Origin of the sequence: Porphyromonas gingivalis ATCC 33277 (genome assembly GCF_000010505.1) — a bacterium.
Lineage (GTDB): Bacteria > Bacteroidota > Bacteroidia > Bacteroidales > Porphyromonadaceae > Porphyromonas > Porphyromonas gingivalis.
This window is the reverse complement of record NC_010729.1, coordinates 2,209,468-2,224,202: the sequence shown is the minus strand read 5'-3', so window position 1 is coordinate 2,224,202 and position 14,735 is coordinate 2,209,468. Positions and strand designations below refer to the sequence as shown.

18 protein-coding genes are annotated in these 14,735 nt (G+C 51.5%); 8 read left to right on the top strand and 10 right to left on the bottom strand.

Translation table 11 applies throughout. From position 1 onward, the window contains the following. The first annotated feature begins 307 nt into the window (after window positions 1-307). The 3 genes from PGN_RS09395 to PGN_RS09385 all read left to right on the top strand — a co-directional run bounded on the left by PGN_RS09395 (window position 308) and on the right by PGN_RS09385 (window position 1,591). A complete protein-coding gene (locus PGN_RS09395; RefSeq protein ID WP_012458664.1) occupies window positions 308-784 on the top strand; it encodes an HU family DNA-binding protein in 477 nt (158 codons plus the stop codon). Between the two features lie 139 nt (window positions 785-923). Continuing rightward, window positions 924-1,373, top strand: coding sequence for an N-acetylmuramoyl-L-alanine amidase (locus PGN_RS09390; RefSeq protein ID WP_012458663.1), 450 nt, complete (start codon window positions 924-926; stop codon window positions 1,371-1,373). Beyond that, complete coding sequence (locus PGN_RS09385) at window positions 1,370-1,591, top strand: hypothetical protein (RefSeq protein ID WP_005874429.1); 222 nt, start codon at window positions 1,370-1,372, stop codon at window positions 1,589-1,591. The genes PGN_RS09390 and PGN_RS09385 overlap by 4 nt, the downstream gene beginning before the upstream one ends. Window positions 1,592-1,659: 68 nt before the next feature. Here the strand turns inward: PGN_RS09385 and PGN_RS09380 are convergent, their stop codons facing one another. Both PGN_RS09380 and trmD read right to left on the bottom strand, forming a co-directional pair. Continuing rightward, on the bottom strand, window positions 1,660-2,571 hold the full coding sequence (locus PGN_RS09380) for an ion transporter (RefSeq protein ID WP_012458662.1): 912 nt from the start codon (window positions 2,569-2,571) through the stop codon (window positions 1,660-1,662). 31 nt (window positions 2,572-2,602) lie between these two features. Beyond that, on the bottom strand, window positions 2,603-3,280 hold the full coding sequence (gene trmD / locus PGN_RS09375) for a tRNA (guanosine(37)-N1)-methyltransferase TrmD (RefSeq protein WP_012458661.1): 678 nt from the start codon (window positions 3,278-3,280) through the stop codon (window positions 2,603-2,605). Between the two features lie 201 nt (window positions 3,281-3,481). Between trmD and PGN_RS09370 the strand changes: the two genes are divergently transcribed. From PGN_RS09370 to priA, 3 genes are read left to right on the top strand one after another with little or no spacing between them, the layout of a single operon-like run. Continuing rightward, entirely contained in the window at window positions 3,482-4,273 is a 792-nt protein-coding gene (locus PGN_RS09370; RefSeq protein ID WP_004583677.1) for a sulfide/dihydroorotate dehydrogenase-like FAD/NAD-binding protein, read from the top strand. A 22-nt stretch (window positions 4,274-4,295) separates the two neighbouring features. Further along, window positions 4,296-5,768: an NADPH-dependent glutamate synthase gene (gltA, locus tag PGN_RS09365; RefSeq protein ID WP_039416776.1), complete on the top strand. Its 1,473-nt coding sequence runs from the start codon at window positions 4,296-4,298 to the stop codon at window positions 5,766-5,768. Between the two features lie 33 nt (window positions 5,769-5,801). Then, window positions 5,802-8,315 carry a replication restart helicase PriA gene (priA, locus tag PGN_RS09360; RefSeq protein ID WP_004583675.1) on the top strand — a complete coding sequence of 838 codons (2,514 nt, stop codon included), beginning with the start codon at window positions 5,802-5,804 and terminating at the stop codon, window positions 8,313-8,315. A gap of 26 nt (window positions 8,316-8,341) precedes the next feature. Here the strand turns inward: priA and PGN_RS09355 are convergent, their stop codons facing one another. From PGN_RS09355 to PGN_RS12510, 3 genes are all read right to left on the bottom strand, one after another. Continuing rightward, entirely contained in the window at window positions 8,342-8,737 is a 396-nt protein-coding gene (locus PGN_RS09355) for an START-like domain-containing protein (protein ID WP_004583674.1), read from the bottom strand. 67 nt (window positions 8,738-8,804) lie between these two features. Then, window positions 8,805-9,440, bottom strand: a complete 636-nt coding sequence (locus tag PGN_RS09350) for a DUF4294 domain-containing protein (RefSeq protein ID WP_012458659.1) — start codon at window positions 9,438-9,440, stop codon at window positions 8,805-8,807. Window positions 9,441-9,657: 217 nt separating this feature from the next. Then, window positions 9,658-9,729, bottom strand: coding sequence for a DUF1661 domain-containing protein (locus tag PGN_RS12510; protein ID WP_157761737.1), 72 nt, complete (start codon window positions 9,727-9,729; stop codon window positions 9,658-9,660). Between PGN_RS12510 and PGN_RS12505 the strand changes: the two genes are divergently transcribed. Beyond that, entirely contained in the window at window positions 9,698-9,784 is an 87-nt protein-coding gene (locus PGN_RS12505; protein WP_230484051.1) for a DUF1661 domain-containing protein, read from the top strand. The genes PGN_RS12510 and PGN_RS12505 overlap by 32 nt on opposite strands. A 224-nt stretch (window positions 9,785-10,008) precedes the next feature. Here PGN_RS12505 and PGN_RS09345 read toward each other — a convergent pair whose 3' ends face one another. The 5 genes from PGN_RS09345 to PGN_RS12045 form a co-directional block, all read right to left on the bottom strand. Then, entirely contained in the window at window positions 10,009-12,588 is a 2,580-nt protein-coding gene (locus PGN_RS09345) for a zinc-dependent metalloprotease (RefSeq protein ID WP_012458658.1), read from the bottom strand. A gap of 6 nt (window positions 12,589-12,594) precedes the next feature. Next, window positions 12,595-13,116, bottom strand: a complete 522-nt coding sequence (gene ybaK, locus PGN_RS09340) for a Cys-tRNA(Pro) deacylase (protein WP_023847185.1) — start codon at window positions 13,114-13,116, stop codon at window positions 12,595-12,597. Further along, window positions 13,113-13,574, bottom strand: a complete 462-nt coding sequence (locus PGN_RS09335) for a hypothetical protein (RefSeq protein WP_043876340.1) — start codon at window positions 13,572-13,574, stop codon at window positions 13,113-13,115. The genes ybaK and PGN_RS09335 overlap by 4 nt, the downstream gene beginning before the upstream one ends. 91 nt (window positions 13,575-13,665) lie before the next feature. Beyond that, window positions 13,666-14,199, bottom strand: a complete 534-nt coding sequence (locus PGN_RS09330) for a histidine phosphatase family protein (RefSeq protein WP_039416763.1) — start codon at window positions 14,197-14,199, stop codon at window positions 13,666-13,668. Window positions 14,200-14,299: 100 nt separating this feature from the next. Continuing rightward, on the bottom strand, window positions 14,300-14,422 hold the full coding sequence (locus tag PGN_RS12045) for a DUF1661 domain-containing protein (RefSeq protein ID WP_012458655.1): 123 nt from the start codon (window positions 14,420-14,422) through the stop codon (window positions 14,300-14,302). Here PGN_RS12045 and PGN_RS12500 point away from each other — a divergent pair. Beyond that, window positions 14,391-14,717, top strand: coding sequence for a DUF1661 domain-containing protein (locus PGN_RS12500; protein ID WP_144399390.1), 327 nt, complete (start codon window positions 14,391-14,393; stop codon window positions 14,715-14,717). The two genes, PGN_RS12045 and PGN_RS12500, sit on opposite strands and share 32 nt — an antisense overlap. Window positions 14,718-14,735: the final 18 nt, after the last annotated feature.

The following is a 14,735-nucleotide window of genomic DNA, read 5'->3' as shown; positions in this document are numbered from 1 at the left end:
AGGCTCTTTCTTCTTTAGTATGGGCTTAGATCGAGTGCGTTATTTCCAAGTTTTTACGATCGTACATCTATAAAAAGGAACAATCCGGCTCCTCACGACAAGCGAAATCGAGCGAAAAGAAGGCCAAAGACGGCCATAGGATACCACAGGCAGCCGCAGGATGCAGTTCGATTCCCGGGTACAAAGCGGCCGTTCTACCTTTGCATCGTCAGCAAAAAGGAACGAAAGCAAGGATGGCCATCCGATAACGACAAACCGAAGTGCCGACAGTATTATTTCATCAATCTATTAAACAACAAAAATTATTATGGCAGTTTCATTCAAAGTAAAAGAACGAAAAGTGATGATCAACGGACAGCCGGCGAAGATTCGATACGCCCAAACCCTGAAAACAGGAGATATGGATTTGTCCGAGATCTGCGATCTGACAAGCAAAATCTCCGCTGTGAGTGAGGGAGATGTCCGCTCTATCATCAATACGGTAACGGGCCTTGTCATCACCGGACTCAAGCAAGGACGGGCTATCTCGTTGGGAGAATTGGGTCGCTTCCGGATCAGTCTCAGCTCCAAAGCCGCCAAAGAAGGAGAGGAATTTACCGTGGAAAATATCCGCCGAGCACGGGTGCTCTTTCTGCCCGGTGGAGATATTCGCCGCGCCTGTCGGCAAATTCGTCTGAAAGGGATCAATATGCTTCGTCCCGGAGAACAGCAAGGTGGTACTCCCTCTGTTCCTGTTTCTCCCGAGGGCGGCGGTGAGCAAGGTAGCGGAGGCGGCGGTCTCTAATTCTGATCCGTATTCCTCCTGTATTCGAGCAGGGACGGGAATCTAATCGGAAGGCCGGAGACAAGGAAATTTGCTTTTGTCTCCGGCCTTTGTCTTTCTATAATGGGTTTAATTTTTTCATCTATCAACATCCAAAACAATGAATACCATCAAATATATAGTCATCCACTGTTCGGCCACAAGATCCAATATGACCTATACATCGCTTCAGCTCGATCGCGACCACCGGGCACGAGGGTTTCGCTCGGCCGGTTATCACTTCTACATCCGTCGCAATGGAGATACGGAGGCATTGCGTCCGATGACAGAGCCGGGAGCACACGCCAAAGGGTACAATCACTGTAGTATAGGTGTCTGCTACGAGGGAGGTCTGGATGCGGCGGCTAAGCCGGCCGATACGCGAACTCCGCAGCAGAAAACCGCCCTGAGGCGTTTGCTGATGGAACTGAGAAACCTGTACCCACAGGCGAGTATAGTCGGCCATCGCGACTTGAGCTACGATCGCAATTACGACGGGAGCATTACTCCCGACGAATGGATGAAGGCTTGTCCTTGTTTCGATGCACATGCAGAATACAGTCGGCTATGAAATGGAGGATAAGGGTGCACCTCACCTTGGCCGTTCTCTTGTGTTTGGTCGGGTTGTTACTGCTGTTCATCGGCTTCTTTGTCCCTCCCGTGGGGGAAATCGATTCGAGCGTGCTGATTGCTTACGGAGAAGTGAGCACCTTTGCAGGCAGTTTGCTCGGTATCGATTACCGGTACAGGTATAAGTACGGTGGGTACGGGAAGGAGTCCGATCCGTAAGCCTGTCAGCTGAATGCGAGGCTTTTGCTTGTAAGTGGCAAGAAAAGAGGGGGTATCGGAGGGGGCGTCTATTCGTTACTGCCGGTATCCCCTTCCGGCTTACAGGTGTTGGGGACTACCGTATGACCGTGTGTAAAAAGCGAGTAGCCACATTGGTCGCAGTAGCGGGCCTTGTGTCTGCGGATGCGTTTGTTGCAGCGCGGACAGCGGATGGGTGTATCGAAAGCCACCATGGAGTCGGTGCGATTGGATTTGGTCATCTCGGCCGAAATGATTCCCGTCGGTACGGCAATGATGGAATAACCAAGCAGCATGACTATCGTGGATACCAACTGCCCGACGGCCGTGACGGGGGTAATATCGCCATAGCCTACAGTGGTCAGCGTGACGATAGCCCAATAGATGGACTTGGGGATACTGGAAAAATTGGGATTGCCCCGTCCTTCGATCAGGTACATGACCGAGCCGAGAATGGTGACGAGCAGGAGAAGAAAAAGCATGAAGACCATAATCTTGGCCATGCTGGCGCGTATCGATCGCACGAGCATATCGCCTGCCGAGACGAGGTTGTTCAGGCTCAGGATACGGAAGATCCTCAGCAGTCGAAGGATGCGGAAGACCATCAGCACCTGTGCTCCGCTATAGATAAGGGCTATATAGGAGGGAAGTATGGAGATGAGGTCTATGATGCCGTAAAAGGAAAGGATGTACCGCCACGGTTTATGAAGGCAGTAGATCCGCAGGATGTATTCGATAGTGAATACAATGGTGATAACCCACTCGCACCAATGCAAAAAATTCCTCGTGCTATGGGACAGGCCTACGGTACTTTCTGCTGAGACGACAATGACGCTCAGAAGGATGAGGCATAGCAGGAGAATATCGAAGAGGCGTCCCGTGGGGGTATTCATGCCGAACATGATGGAGCGAACATGTGCCCGATCGGGCAGTTTGCTTGTGAGCCATTCTATCATCTTCATAAGCGTATCGCAGAATCAGGGGTGAGCGGGATCAGTCTTTTATCAAATCGGGGCGCAACCGCTTAGTACGCTCGACAGCTTGTTCAAGGCGCCATTTGGCGATATTGGCTTCATGTCCGCTGAGTAGAATATCCGGCACTCGCCAACCTTTATATTCGGCCGGTCGGGTATAGACCGGAGGGGCCAGCAGATTGTCCTGAAAGGTGTCGGACAGTGCGCTGCCGGCATCGTTGAGAACTCCGGGGATGAGACGGGCGATCGCATCGGTCATCACGGCGGCGGCCAACTCTCCGCCGGTGAGTACGTAGTCGCCGATCGAAATCTCACGAGTGATCAAATGTTCCCTGATACGATAGTCTATCCCCTTATAATGTCCACAAAGAATAATCAAATTGGATAGGAGACTCAGTTCATTGGCCATCGGTTGGTCGAAACGCTCACCGTCGGGAGAGGTGAATATCACCTCATCGTATTCTCTCTGGGTTTTCAGTTCGGTGATAATCCGGTCGATCGGTTCTACTTGCATCACCATGCCAGGCTCTCCACCGAATGGATAGTCGTCCACACGTTTCCATTTATCGGTGGAATAGTCGCGAAGCTGGTGCAGCTTCAGTTCCAGCAGTCCTCTTTCTTGTGCCCTCCCGATGATCGAGCAGTTGAGTGTATTTTCGATCATTTCGGGCAGCACGGTGATTATATCAATGCGCATTATGGTGTTTATGCTTACTTATTTACAGACAAAACTACCATATTTATCCGTTTCCCCCGATGGTATTCCCATGTGACTGCCACGCTCCCTCAGCTCTCCAACGGAGGTGTCCTTTTCTTTGTCCTGTCTACTCCCCCCCGGATTATTCTTACCTTTGCGACCGAACGCTTCGGTTAGCAGCGGGCAAATGTGACTGTTACTATGAATAAAATCGTATCCAAAGAATACTTCTCGGCTAATGTGATCAAGCTGGAAGTAGAGGCTCCTCGTATAGCCAAATCGCGAAGAGCAGGACATTTTGTAATCATCCGCGTTGGAGAAAAAGGCGAACGCATCCCCCTGACTATTGCACAGGCTGACATAAAGCGCGGTACCATTACCTTAGTGGTTCAGGCCGTGGGCAAATCTTCCAAGAAATTGGCCGAACTCGAAGTCGGCGACTATATCACGGATGTGGTAGGTCCGCTGGGACAGAGTACGCATATCGAAAAGGTCGGCACAGTGGTTTGTGCCGGAGGCGGTGTGGGCGTGGCTCCTTTGCTCCCGATCGTGGAGGCTTTCCACAAAGCAGGCAACCGTGTAATTGTCGTATTGGCTGCCAGAACTAAAGATCTGGTTATCCTTGAAGAACAAATGCGAGCCAATAGCGATGAAGTGATCATCATGACAGACGATGGGTCTTATGGGACGAAAGGCCTCGTAACAGATGGAGTGGAAAGCGTTATCAAACGGGAAACGGTAGACCTCTGCGTTACGATCGGGCCGGCTGTGATGATGAAGTTCGTTTCTCTCCTGACCAAACGTTACGAGATACCGACCATAGCTTCTCTCAATACAATTATGGTGGATGGCACCGGTATGTGTGGGGCTTGTCGTATAAGCGTGGGAGGACAGACGAAATTCGTCTGTGTCGATGGCCCCGAATTCGATGCACACCAAGTGGATTTCGATGAGATGATCATGCGTTTGGGCGCATACCGAGAGATGGAATAACCTTATTTTCTGCCTTATTGACATGACTACAGAAGAACTTATCCGACTGCGTCGCTCTGAACCATGGAGAGAGGAGCTGCGCAACGCGCTCAAAAATAAAGAACGCATGTCGCGTCCACGGGCTGTAATGCCCGAACTCGACCCCCTCTATCGTAGCTCCAAGATCAATGAAGAGGTGAATCGCGGTTTGTCCCGCGAGGCCGCTATGGCCGAAGCCTCTCGTTGTCTCGATTGTCCGCAACCGAGCTGTATGGAAGGATGTCCTGTGAGTATCAATATCCCGACCTTTATCAAGCAGATAGAAGTAGGCGATATACTGGCTGCAGCATCTACTTTGCGAGAGACAAGCTCTTTGCCGGCGGTGTGCGGACGTGTCTGTCCGCAAGAGAAGCAATGCGAAAGCCGGTGCATCTATACGAAAATGAACAAACCGGCTGTTGCCATCGGTTTCTTGGAACGCTTTGCCGCAGACTACGAACGCGAACAGGGCGCACTCAAAGTTCCCGAAATGGCTCCTCGCAACGGTATCAAAGTGGCTGTGATCGGAAGCGGTCCGGCCGGACTTTCTTTCTCCGGAGACATGGCCAAGTTGGGCTATGACGTGACCGTATTCGAAGCTCTGCACGAAATCGGAGGAGTGCTCAAGTACGGAATTCCGGAATTTCGTCTTCCGAATAGTATAGTCGATTCGGAGATCAATCTTCTCGAAGAGATGGGCGTACGCTTTGAGACGAATACGATTGTCGGCCGAACGATCGCATACGATGACCTGCATGAAGCAGGATTTCGCGGTGTATTCGTAGGAAGTGGTGCCGGTCTGCCCAATTTCATGAATATCCCGGGTGAAAACCTTGTAGGAGTCATGTCTTCGAATGAATACCTGACGCGCGTCAATCTGATGCATGCGAGCCAAGCCGATAGCGACACACCCGTTTTCAAGGGCAAGAATGTAGCTGTCATCGGGGGCGGCAATACGGCCATGGACTCCGTTCGTACGGCCAAACGCCTCGGAGCAGAACGTGCCATGATCGTCTATCGACGCAGCGAAGAGGAAATGCCAGCAAGATTGGAAGAGGTGAAGCACGCCAAGGAGGAAGGAATAGAGTTCCTGACACTACACAATCCTATCGAATATATCGGCAATGAACGAGGCCGAGTGACTGCGATGCGCCTGCAAAAGATGGAGCTTGGCGAGCCGGATGCAGGTGGTCGTCGTCGTCCTGTTGCGATCACGGGGGCTATCGAGGAGATCCCGGTGGACGAAGTGATTGTAAGTATCGGTGTATCGCCCAATCCGCTCGTTCCCCGAACTATTTCCGGTCTTGAAGTGACAAGCAAAGGAACCATCGTCGTCAATGAGAGCAATCAGACAGCTCTCCCCGATGTTTTTGCCGGTGGTGACATCGTTCGTGGCGGAGCCACTGTGATATTGGCGATGGGCGATGGACGGAAAGCAGCAGCTGCCATGCACGAATATCTGAAAGCGGAATCATAGCCATGACTCCGAGATGAAAGGGAGAAGATAGCTATGCGCTATGCCGAAGTCCTCATTCCCTTGGCTCTTGAGGGTAGTTTTCACTACCGATTGGCCGAGGGGTTAGCCGAGAAGGCTATCGTGGGGATGCGTTGCGTAGTACCTTTCGGAGCCAAGCGATACTATACGGGGATTATCATCGGACTGTCCGACAAACGTCCCAATCTGCAAATTTCATTCAAGGAGGTTCTCTTCCTGCCTGACGATAAGCCGTCAGTTACTGCCTCACAGCTGAGTCTGTGGCAGTGGCTGTCGGCTTATTACATATGTACGCAGGGAGAAGTACTCCGTGCTGCTCTGCCTGCAGCATTACTACCCGAGAGCCATACCGTCATCCATTATAATACGGACTTCGAAGCCGACAGCCGGCTTAGTCGTGATGAAGAGGAGCTACTCGATATTTTGGAGTCAGCAAAAGGACGAACCTACACGCTTGACACCCTGCAAAAGGCTGTCGGCAAACGAGCGATTCGCGCTTTTACCTCCTTGGTCGAACGAGGGGCCATACGGCTGGAGGAAGAAGTAAAAAGCCGTTATAAGCCCAAGTCAGAAGTATTCGTTCGTCTGGCAGAGCCTTTCCGGACGGAAAAGACTTTTGCCTCGCTTCTGGATAGTTTGCATCGTGCTCCCAAGCAATCCGCCCTTTTGCTTCATTGGGCAGAGCTGATAACAGAGCACTCCCTCCCATATTCCTCTCCGATACCGCAAAGGCTACTGGCGGAGTCCGATCCTCATGCTACAGTCACCCTTTCCGCTTTGAAAAAGAAAGGGATTTTTCTATCCGAATCTGTTACACACTCGGTCATGTATTCGGCCGGCGGAGGTGAGTACCGCTTGTGGGAGCAGCCCCAAGAGGAAGAAAAAGCCATTCAATCGGAAGAGAGTTCTACAGACTCCGCAGTATCGGCTTCTCTACCTCAAAAACCTCTTTCTCTCCTCTATACGCATGACTTTCGACGCAAAGAAAAACAACTCTTAGAATGGACGGAAGAAGTTGTCCGTTCAGGAGGCCAAGTCCTGTACCTCTCTCCGGAAGCGAACAAACGAGGAGGAAGCGATACTCTGTCCACACGTATGGCCGAGAGGCTGGGCAGTTGTTTGCTATCCTATCATGCCTTTGAAAGCGATGCCAAAAGGGTGGAAGTGTGGAACAGATTGGCCGCAACGGAAGATCCTTGCGTGGTGCTGGGTGTTCGATCGGCACTTTTCCTGCCATTCCGTCGTTTGCGATTGATTATCGTGGACGAGGAACAGGAATACCTCTACAAACAGCAGGATCCTGCCCCCCGATTCCATACGCGACAGGTGGCAGCTCGACTCGGCCGGATCCACGACTGCCCTGTTGTGTTGGCTTCGGCCACTCCTTCTGCCGAGGTGCTCCACCAAGTGCGCCACAAAGCCTGTGAACTGATCACCTGGCCGGACGATCGGGTTCGCCCCCGATTCGATTTGGAAGTCATAGACATGGGCAAGATGCGCCGTCAAAGACAGGTCGGTGCAGGTGAACTACTTTCTTTCCCCCTCGTCTCAGCTATTGAAGAGACGATTCGGCAAAAAAAAATGGCCGTCGTCCTCCAAAATCGAAGGGGCTTCGCTCCGTATATCATTTGTAGCTCTTGTGGGGAAAAGCTCCGTTGCATCCACTGCGATGTGAGTCTCACCTATCACAAGCATTCCGGTATGCTCGTCTGCCACTACTGCGGCTACAGCAGACCCCTTCCGCGCATCTGTCCCTCCTGCAAGCGGGCATCGGGCGTAGGAGAGCCGAGCAGCCTGCAACCTGTGGGGTATGGAGCCGAAAGAATAGAGGAAGAGCTTAAAAGACGTTTCCCCACCGTCTCCATCCTCAGAATGGACAGCGATATGGCCATGAGCCGAACGAAGATGGACGAAGCTCTGGCGCGTCTGGAAGCGAAAGAGGTGGATATACTTGTTGGCACGCAACTGATCAAGGGGCAAGTCTATAACGAACATGTAGGTCTTGTAGCCGTCACCCAGCTGGACAGCATATTGGGTTTCCCGGATTTCCGCGCCTACGAACGAGCTTATCAGCTACTCTATCAGCTCATGCTTAGGAGCGGAGCCTCCCGTCTATACGTACAAACGAACAATCCGGCCAACTCCTTTTCGGATTTATTGCGAGAAGGTGATTATAAGGCTTTTATCGGAAAACAATTGGAGGAAAGACAGATGCTTTTCTTTCCACCTTTTAGCCGGCTGATACGAATCGAGTTCAGAGCAGGCGAAGAGAGCCTCGTGGAGCGAATCGCTTCCGACTATGCCGCCTCTTTGGCCGCCCATCTGCCGGAGCAGAGTCTCTCCCCCGTTTTGGTGCCGCCCATCTCTCGTCTTAGGAACGCATTCATTCGCGAATTGCTTCTTCGTCTTCCTCTCTCATCCTCCGTATCCGCGACGCGCAATATACTCGATACGATTCGCACAACACTTCAGACCCGCACTCAAGAATACAAGCGAGTGCGCATCCTATTCGATGTAGATCCGCTTTAGACAGCTTCCGGATCCTTCGAGTCAGATCATTCGGGTGCGCCGAGAGAAAGGCGAAGCCTGCTGATCAGATTGTTCCAGAAGTGCTCCATATCGGCCACTTCTTCCGGAGCAATGTAGTCGATAACCTCCAAAGATTTCCCTCCGGTCAATTCCGAGTGATGGATGACAAATTCGAAACAGGCATTCTGGTCCTGTTCCCTATGCCATTGGAAACGGATTCTTTCGCCCTCTCGCTGTTCAAGGACAGAAGCCTTTTCGCCGCTATTCTTATCCCATTGGAAATAGAAGTCCCCGTTGTCTTCCAGCCTCACATCGTAGGCAAACCATTCCGACAAACCATCCGGTGTACTCAGATAACGCCACAGGCTACGTGTCGATACACGGTCGAAAACATACTCCAGCTGTAACTTATTCTTTTCCATAATCAAGTCGTCTCTGAAAAACAAAGGCCAATATAGCCTTTTTTGCCGAAGTGGCAAAGAAACTTTGTTAAATTCTTTTCTCTTCCACTAACAAAACTATTCGTTCCGTCAGGGCGTCTTCCGGATTCTTGTCAGGTTCGTACCGAGTCTTCAGGCTCGCACCATAGAAGCGGGCGAAGAGATTCCACCATCCCGCTTTCCATCCGCCGAGAAAAGCTTTGAGTAGCTGATAGCTCGACTGTGCACACTGTCGGTCGATCAGCTTGATCAGGAGCTTCCCCTGCCGGAGGGTCAGTCGTTTCATCTCCGGCATGTATTGCTGCTTCATCTCCTTTTCCATGCGCTTGAGATGCTTTTGTCTGCTTTTCTCATCGGGCATCGTTTCCATATATTCGTACGTTTCGATCAGAGTAGCTGCGATCATTTTGGCATAGGGCAAGGTGCGTTTTACATCCCGAATCAGCCTCCAAAGCTCTTGTCTCTCCTGCGGTGTCAGCTGGCGCGACTTGTACTTCTTGTGTTTCACCCACACCTGCGGCAAAGCAATGTCGTACACCGTATCACCCTGCTCCATGGTGACTACGGTACCGTGGCGCAACATGGAGTCCGGTATACCCAATCGCGGTTCTTGCGCGTACAGTTGGCCCAAGATCAAGAGCTGCACACCCGACAAAAAGAGTAAAAACAATGCTCTTTTATACATGTTCCAAACTTACAAAAAAACCGATTGAGACTGCTAATATGATTGTGGCACAAATCATAATCGATTGATTCGCAAAGTCTTCTCTCTAAAGCGACAGATCTCTACGTCCATATCGATGTATTATAGCCCGCTTCCGGATAATTCCTCTTTATCGCAAAAGAAATTCTCGGAACAGTAGGTGGCTGCCCGATATTCTTTTGGGACCAAAATTTTCCTGTTATGCGTTCCTAAAAACGTGGCTCGAGAAAATTTTCGTTTTGGTTCGGGAAGAAAAAAATTCTCGCGCCACAGCGAAAAAAAAGTCGCGCGTGTTTTCCGGAAAACGTGACCCGGAATTTCGATGATTCCGGTTCGTAAAAGAGGAAGTGTCAAAATTCAGTTTAGAGTAAAGGATACTATTATTTGTATAGGGAAACCGCTACCAAATGGACAAAATCATCCTACTTGATAGCGGTTTTTCCTTTATGATTAAGGTGGTATTTGTGTCTTTTTGATTGTTGGAAAATCCTTTTTTCGGATTTTGACACAGCCCCCTTGTATATCCGAGGAACGAAGAAGCCCGTACTCTTTAGTTGGTCTTCATCAGGCGTTCCAGACGGAGCAGTTGATAGTCGTAGAACGAGCGGTCGGCAGCGTTGCCCGTGGCCTTGCGATTGCGATAGATGGTCTGCACGCGCTTGAGTTGTTGCAGTAGGAGGGGTGCAATCACTTCATTCGGGGCCTGCTTGGAGAAGGACGTAAGACGGAAGAAGGAATCGGCTCCGTCCTCTGCCGCGTGGTGACCGCCACAACCGAGAGCACATGGGAGGTTGTCCTCGCTGAGCTTGTGCGACAGGGCATCCAGCTCTTCGGACAGACGGCGTGCCGTATTCTTGCTTTCCGTGGAGAGACCACTATGGGCCGACATGAGGTCGATGGCCAGGTTCTGAATAGAACGATCGGCATCGGTCAGATTGCCCTTCACGTTGAAGATGGCATCGATCAGCTCGTTGGCGTAATCCGTGAGCTTGTACACACCCGGTTGTCCGGACTGCTCTGCTTCGTATATGCGTCCTATGCTACCGGGGTTGAAGAGAGCCGCCACCATGGCCTTGCCCAAGAGGTCGGTCATCCCAGAGTTCTGCTCTACCTTGTTGAGGAAAGCCGGTTCGGCCAGCCACTGGCGGTATGTGCGAGCCTGATTGAGGAGCCAATTCATGGCCTTGCGTTGCTTGTCTTTTGTGATGAAGCGACGGGAAAGCGTATTCTCTTCGCCCTGGCGGATTTCGAAGTGTTCCACTCCTCCGATATAGGGCATGATGTGGCTCACATGGCGGTAGTATTGGGACATGAGCTGTCCGTGCATGTCGCGCAGATCATCGTAGCGAGCTTCCTTTTCGAGGAGCCATTTGTCCATGTTCTTGGCGATAATCTTCAGGTTGCTGATGGACATGTCGCCGGCACGGAAGTGATCGTTACTGAGATCCTCGGTCTGATCCGTGGGGTCGATGGTATAGGGGAACTGCTGTGCTCCGAAGGTAAACATGGGATCGTCTTTCTTCTCGGCGATCCAAGCGTTCAGTGTCGGCTTTTCCTCTTCAGCCGTTTTGGCTCCGGGCACGAGACGATAAGCCCAGTTGATGGCATGAATGTCATACACACCGATGATGGGAGGCGTCAGGCGTACACCACGCTCCAAGTCGCCGGGCTGCGCCACAAAGTTGTTGCGGGCATAGTCCATGATACTCGGTGTGGTACCGTATTTTTGGGTGAACTGCGGATCGCGCAGGTTCTCGATGGTGAACGAGTAGCTGGCACCCATGTTGTGCATCAGGCCGATGGTGTGACCGATCTCGTGAGCTGCCACATAGCGGAGCGATTCGCGCATCACTTCATCGTCGAATACAGCCTTGCGAACACGCGGATCCACGGCTCCCGTCTGTACGAAACGCCAGTTGTGAACGAGAGACAATACATTGTGATACCAGATCACATCTGCACAAATGATCTCGCCGCTTCGCGGATCTACGAAACTCGGCCCCATGGCGTTGGCCGTGGTCGTTGTGGCATATTTGAAACAGCTGAAGCGAATGTCGTCCGGATCGAAATCGGGATTTTCCTCCTTCGTAGGATAGTCCTTGGCGATGATGGCATTCTTGAAGCCGGCTGCTTCGAAAGCCATACGCCAGTCTTCGATAGCCTGCTTGATAGTAGCACGCCATTTGTCGGGGAAGACGGAGTCCACATAGAAAATGATAGGCTTCACGGGCTCTACCAGTTCGCCACGCATATAGGCCGCACTGTCCTTGGGCTGGAGATCCCAGCGATGGATCAGCTTGAAAGACTCCACTTTGTCTTTATCGGTGCTGAAGTATTGGCGAGAGGAATTGAATATCCCGACACGATTGTCCTGCAAACGCATACGCATCGGTTTCTCGGGGAGGAGCAGGATGGAGCGTTGCATGATCAGGGTGTAGGGCTCGGAATAGGGCTGAGTCTTGTAGGTGAGCATACTCTTGATCTCCACGTTTCGGGGGAAGCTCTTGACTTCCGTCACGATACTGGCCGTCGGGTCGAGCATGCCCTTGATTACATTGGCATTTTGCATCGTGGGTGGCAGGATCGTCAGAGGCGTGATGCTCTTCTCGTCTTCGCGGAAAAATTTGGTTACGTCGATCAGCACCTTGCCGTCTTTTGTATCCACGATGGGGAATGCCTTGAGAACGGGGTCGAAGAAGTTCTTCTTGAATGAAGGTACGATAGGATCGTCTTCTCTGACCATAGCTCCTACCTGAGGCGTATGGAGATAGACATTGATACTGTCACGTGAGAACTTGATCAGGAAAGGAGACGTGCTCATCTGTCCGGCCACGGCTTCGCGCGTATTGCTCGTAGCGGCCACACGGCTGCTGAGGAGATACTCCCGACGGAATGCGGAGTCGGGCATGGCGAACAGGATCTCATTCTTCTTGGTGAAATAAACGGTGAAAGGGCCTTCGCTCTTTTTGGCACCGGCTACGGTCTGATCGAATTTGGATTTCTGAGCCGGAGCTTCCGTCGCGGGCTTCTTTTTCTTCGAGCGAAAGAAGTAATCGCTCTGTGCTTCAGCCTTGAAAACGGGCAGGATGCAGGCGACAGCCATGCACGCAGTAAAGATTCTTTTGTTCATGCTTGATTATAGGGTTTGATTTATGATTGATTTTTCTTCTGTCGTAGCACCGCAGAGGCAAGCCGGTTCGGCTCCCGTGTATGCCAAGAGATCGGCCGGTGCTATCCGAAGCTGTAAACCTCGCACACCCGCGCTGACATATATATAAGGGAATGCCATGCAAGTATGATGGATATAGGATGGATAAGCCTTTTTCATCCCGATGGGTGAGCAGCCGCCACGGATATACCCCGTGAGCGGAAGAAGCTCGCTCTGTCTGATCATCTCCACGCTTTTGTTGTCCGATGCCCGTGCCGCCAGCTTGAGGTCTACCTCCTCATCGCCCGGTACGATGCAGACGAGCAGTCCGGTCTTATTGCCTCGCAATACCAGCGTCTTGAACACCTGCCTGACATCCTCGCCCAGCTGCTCTGCCACATGGACGGCCGAGAGGTCTCTCTCGTCCGGCTCGTAGGGGATAAGTTCGTACGTTATATGCGCTGCATCCAGAAGGCGCGCCACATTGGTCTTGGGCATCTTTCCGGTCATTTCCGGCGAAAACGATTGAGGATAAAACGGATAGCGGCATAGCCGAAGCCCACCACAAAGAGCCATCCGAGTACAGAATCCCAGACCTTAGTCACTTCGTGTCCGATTTTCATCAGCCCGAAGGCAACGAAAGTCAGACATATCAGCAAGGCACTCCACGAGCCGTTTCTGTCCATGAAGCCTGCATAACGCATAGCCGTGGCCCGATCGATACGCCCATGTTTGTGGCCGATAAAGACGGCACTCTGCTCTGCCAGAGCGAAACAAAATGCCACGGCTCCACTGATATGGAAGAAAAGCTCCAAACCGGCAGGTCTGCCTTCCGAGTTGAAATCCTCCAGTAGCATGCCGGTGAAAGCAGCTGCGAAAATCAGGATCCCCAACCAATAGAGATAGAAACGGGGCCTCAACCCTTGCCTCTTGTCGGATCGAGTTTTTTCGTGAGATGGTTCCTTCATAGCTTCTCGTATGACAATATTCGGTTCGATTTGTTTAATACCAACGCCTCCCGTGGGTATCATGCCCTGCGAGACGATAGCCCTGCGACTCTTATAAGATCAATTCGGTCAGAGAGCCGAAGGGAGGGAGTGAGGCAAAGGCACTCTCCAGCGTGCATTGTCCGACCAGCGTACGGGCACAATTGATCACCCCGCCATGGCAGAAGATCAGGATGGAGCGATAACCGGCAGCTTTCTTTTCCAGGATGAAGTCCCGCACGCGTTCGAACTGCTCTCGTTGCGATTCGCCGCCGGATACGGGTTCGTCTATGTAGCGGCGGAAAAATGCTTCTATGTCTGTCGTGTCCAGAATTTCTTCCCAGGGTTTGCCTTCCCAGTCGCCGAAGTTCATCTCCTTCAGCCGGTCGTCTCGGATGGCATCGGGATAGCCGCAAAAGGCCGCCAACTTGGCCGCACGCTGCAGAGGGCTGGTAAAGACCGCCTCGGGATCGAGGCCTTTGAGACGGGCACAAGCCGCCGCAGCCTCCTCTTCGAAGGTGTCTCGAACGTCCACATCGGTGAATCCGTAGCAGTGCTCATTGCCATTGAGCAGCACCGAGGTGTGGCGCATCAGATATATTTTCATCAGTGGATTATTAGGGTATCGGTCAGAAAAAGCCTTCCGAATCCGACAAAGATAGTAGAAAGAGAGTGCATCTGAAAACAGATCATTCGAGGATTATCGATCAACTGAAAAGGCAGGAGTTGTTTTGCGTTTTGGTTCGGAAAATTACCTGATCAGCATTCGTAAAAACGTGGCGCGAGAATTTTTTCGTTTTGGCGCGAGAATTAAAAATTTTTGGAACCACAGCGAAAAAAATCTCGCGCCGTTTTCTCAGGATTTACAGACCACAATCCGAGCATTTTCGGTTCGTAATTCATCGAAGAGACAGGTTTTACCGCATTGAAATCAGAGAGAGAATATCCGTAGTCCAACGGTTCATCCTTATATCAGAGGTTAAAAGATATGGTACGCTCATCGAGGAGCTGATTGGCTTAGTAGGTGAGACTTTCTTAAGAGACCTATCGGCACCTACAGGAAGTTCATGGCACACAAGGCAAAGGAGGCAATCTTCGCAGACCGGACTCATATCAAAAGGATGAAACGACTTTTCCATACGA

What these genes read in the sequence shown, in the direction of transcription:
- gltA (WP_039416776.1), top strand. Translation starts at nt 4,296, where the DNA reads ATGACTACAGAAGAACTTATCCGACTGCGTCGCTCTGAACCATGGAGA.
- PGN_RS09350 (WP_012458659.1), bottom strand. Translation starts at nt 9,440, where the DNA reads ATGTATAAAAGAGCATTGTTTTTACTCTTTTTGTCGGGTGTGCAGCTC.
- PGN_RS09345 (WP_012458658.1), bottom strand. Translation starts at nt 12,588, where the DNA reads ATGAACAAAAGAATCTTTACTGCGTGCATGGCTGTCGCCTGCATCCTG.
- trmD (WP_012458661.1), bottom strand. Translation starts at nt 3,280, where the DNA reads ATGCGCATTGATATAATCACCGTGCTGCCCGAAATGATCGAAAATACA.
- PGN_RS09330 (WP_039416763.1), bottom strand. Translation starts at nt 14,199, where the DNA reads ATGAAAATATATCTGATGCGCCACACCTCGGTGCTGCTCAATGGCAAT.
- PGN_RS09395 (WP_012458664.1), top strand. Translation starts at nt 308, where the DNA reads ATGGCAGTTTCATTCAAAGTAAAAGAACGAAAAGTGATGATCAACGGA.
- PGN_RS09370 (WP_004583677.1), top strand. Translation starts at nt 3,482, where the DNA reads ATGAATAAAATCGTATCCAAAGAATACTTCTCGGCTAATGTGATCAAG.
- PGN_RS09335 (WP_043876340.1), bottom strand. Translation starts at nt 13,574, where the DNA reads ATGAAGGAACCATCTCACGAAAAAACTCGATCCGACAAGAGGCAAGGG.
- PGN_RS09380 (WP_012458662.1), bottom strand. Translation starts at nt 2,571, where the DNA reads ATGAAGATGATAGAATGGCTCACAAGCAAACTGCCCGATCGGGCACAT.
- PGN_RS09355 (WP_004583674.1), bottom strand. Translation starts at nt 8,737, where the DNA reads ATGGAAAAGAATAAGTTACAGCTGGAGTATGTTTTCGACCGTGTATCG.
- PGN_RS09390 (WP_012458663.1), top strand. Translation starts at nt 924, where the DNA reads ATGAATACCATCAAATATATAGTCATCCACTGTTCGGCCACAAGATCC.
- PGN_RS09385 (WP_005874429.1), top strand. Translation starts at nt 1,370, where the DNA reads ATGAAATGGAGGATAAGGGTGCACCTCACCTTGGCCGTTCTCTTGTGT.
- ybaK (WP_023847185.1), bottom strand. Translation starts at nt 13,116, where the DNA reads ATGACCGGAAAGATGCCCAAGACCAATGTGGCGCGCCTTCTGGATGCA.
- priA (WP_004583675.1), top strand. Translation starts at nt 5,802, where the DNA reads ATGCGCTATGCCGAAGTCCTCATTCCCTTGGCTCTTGAGGGTAGTTTT.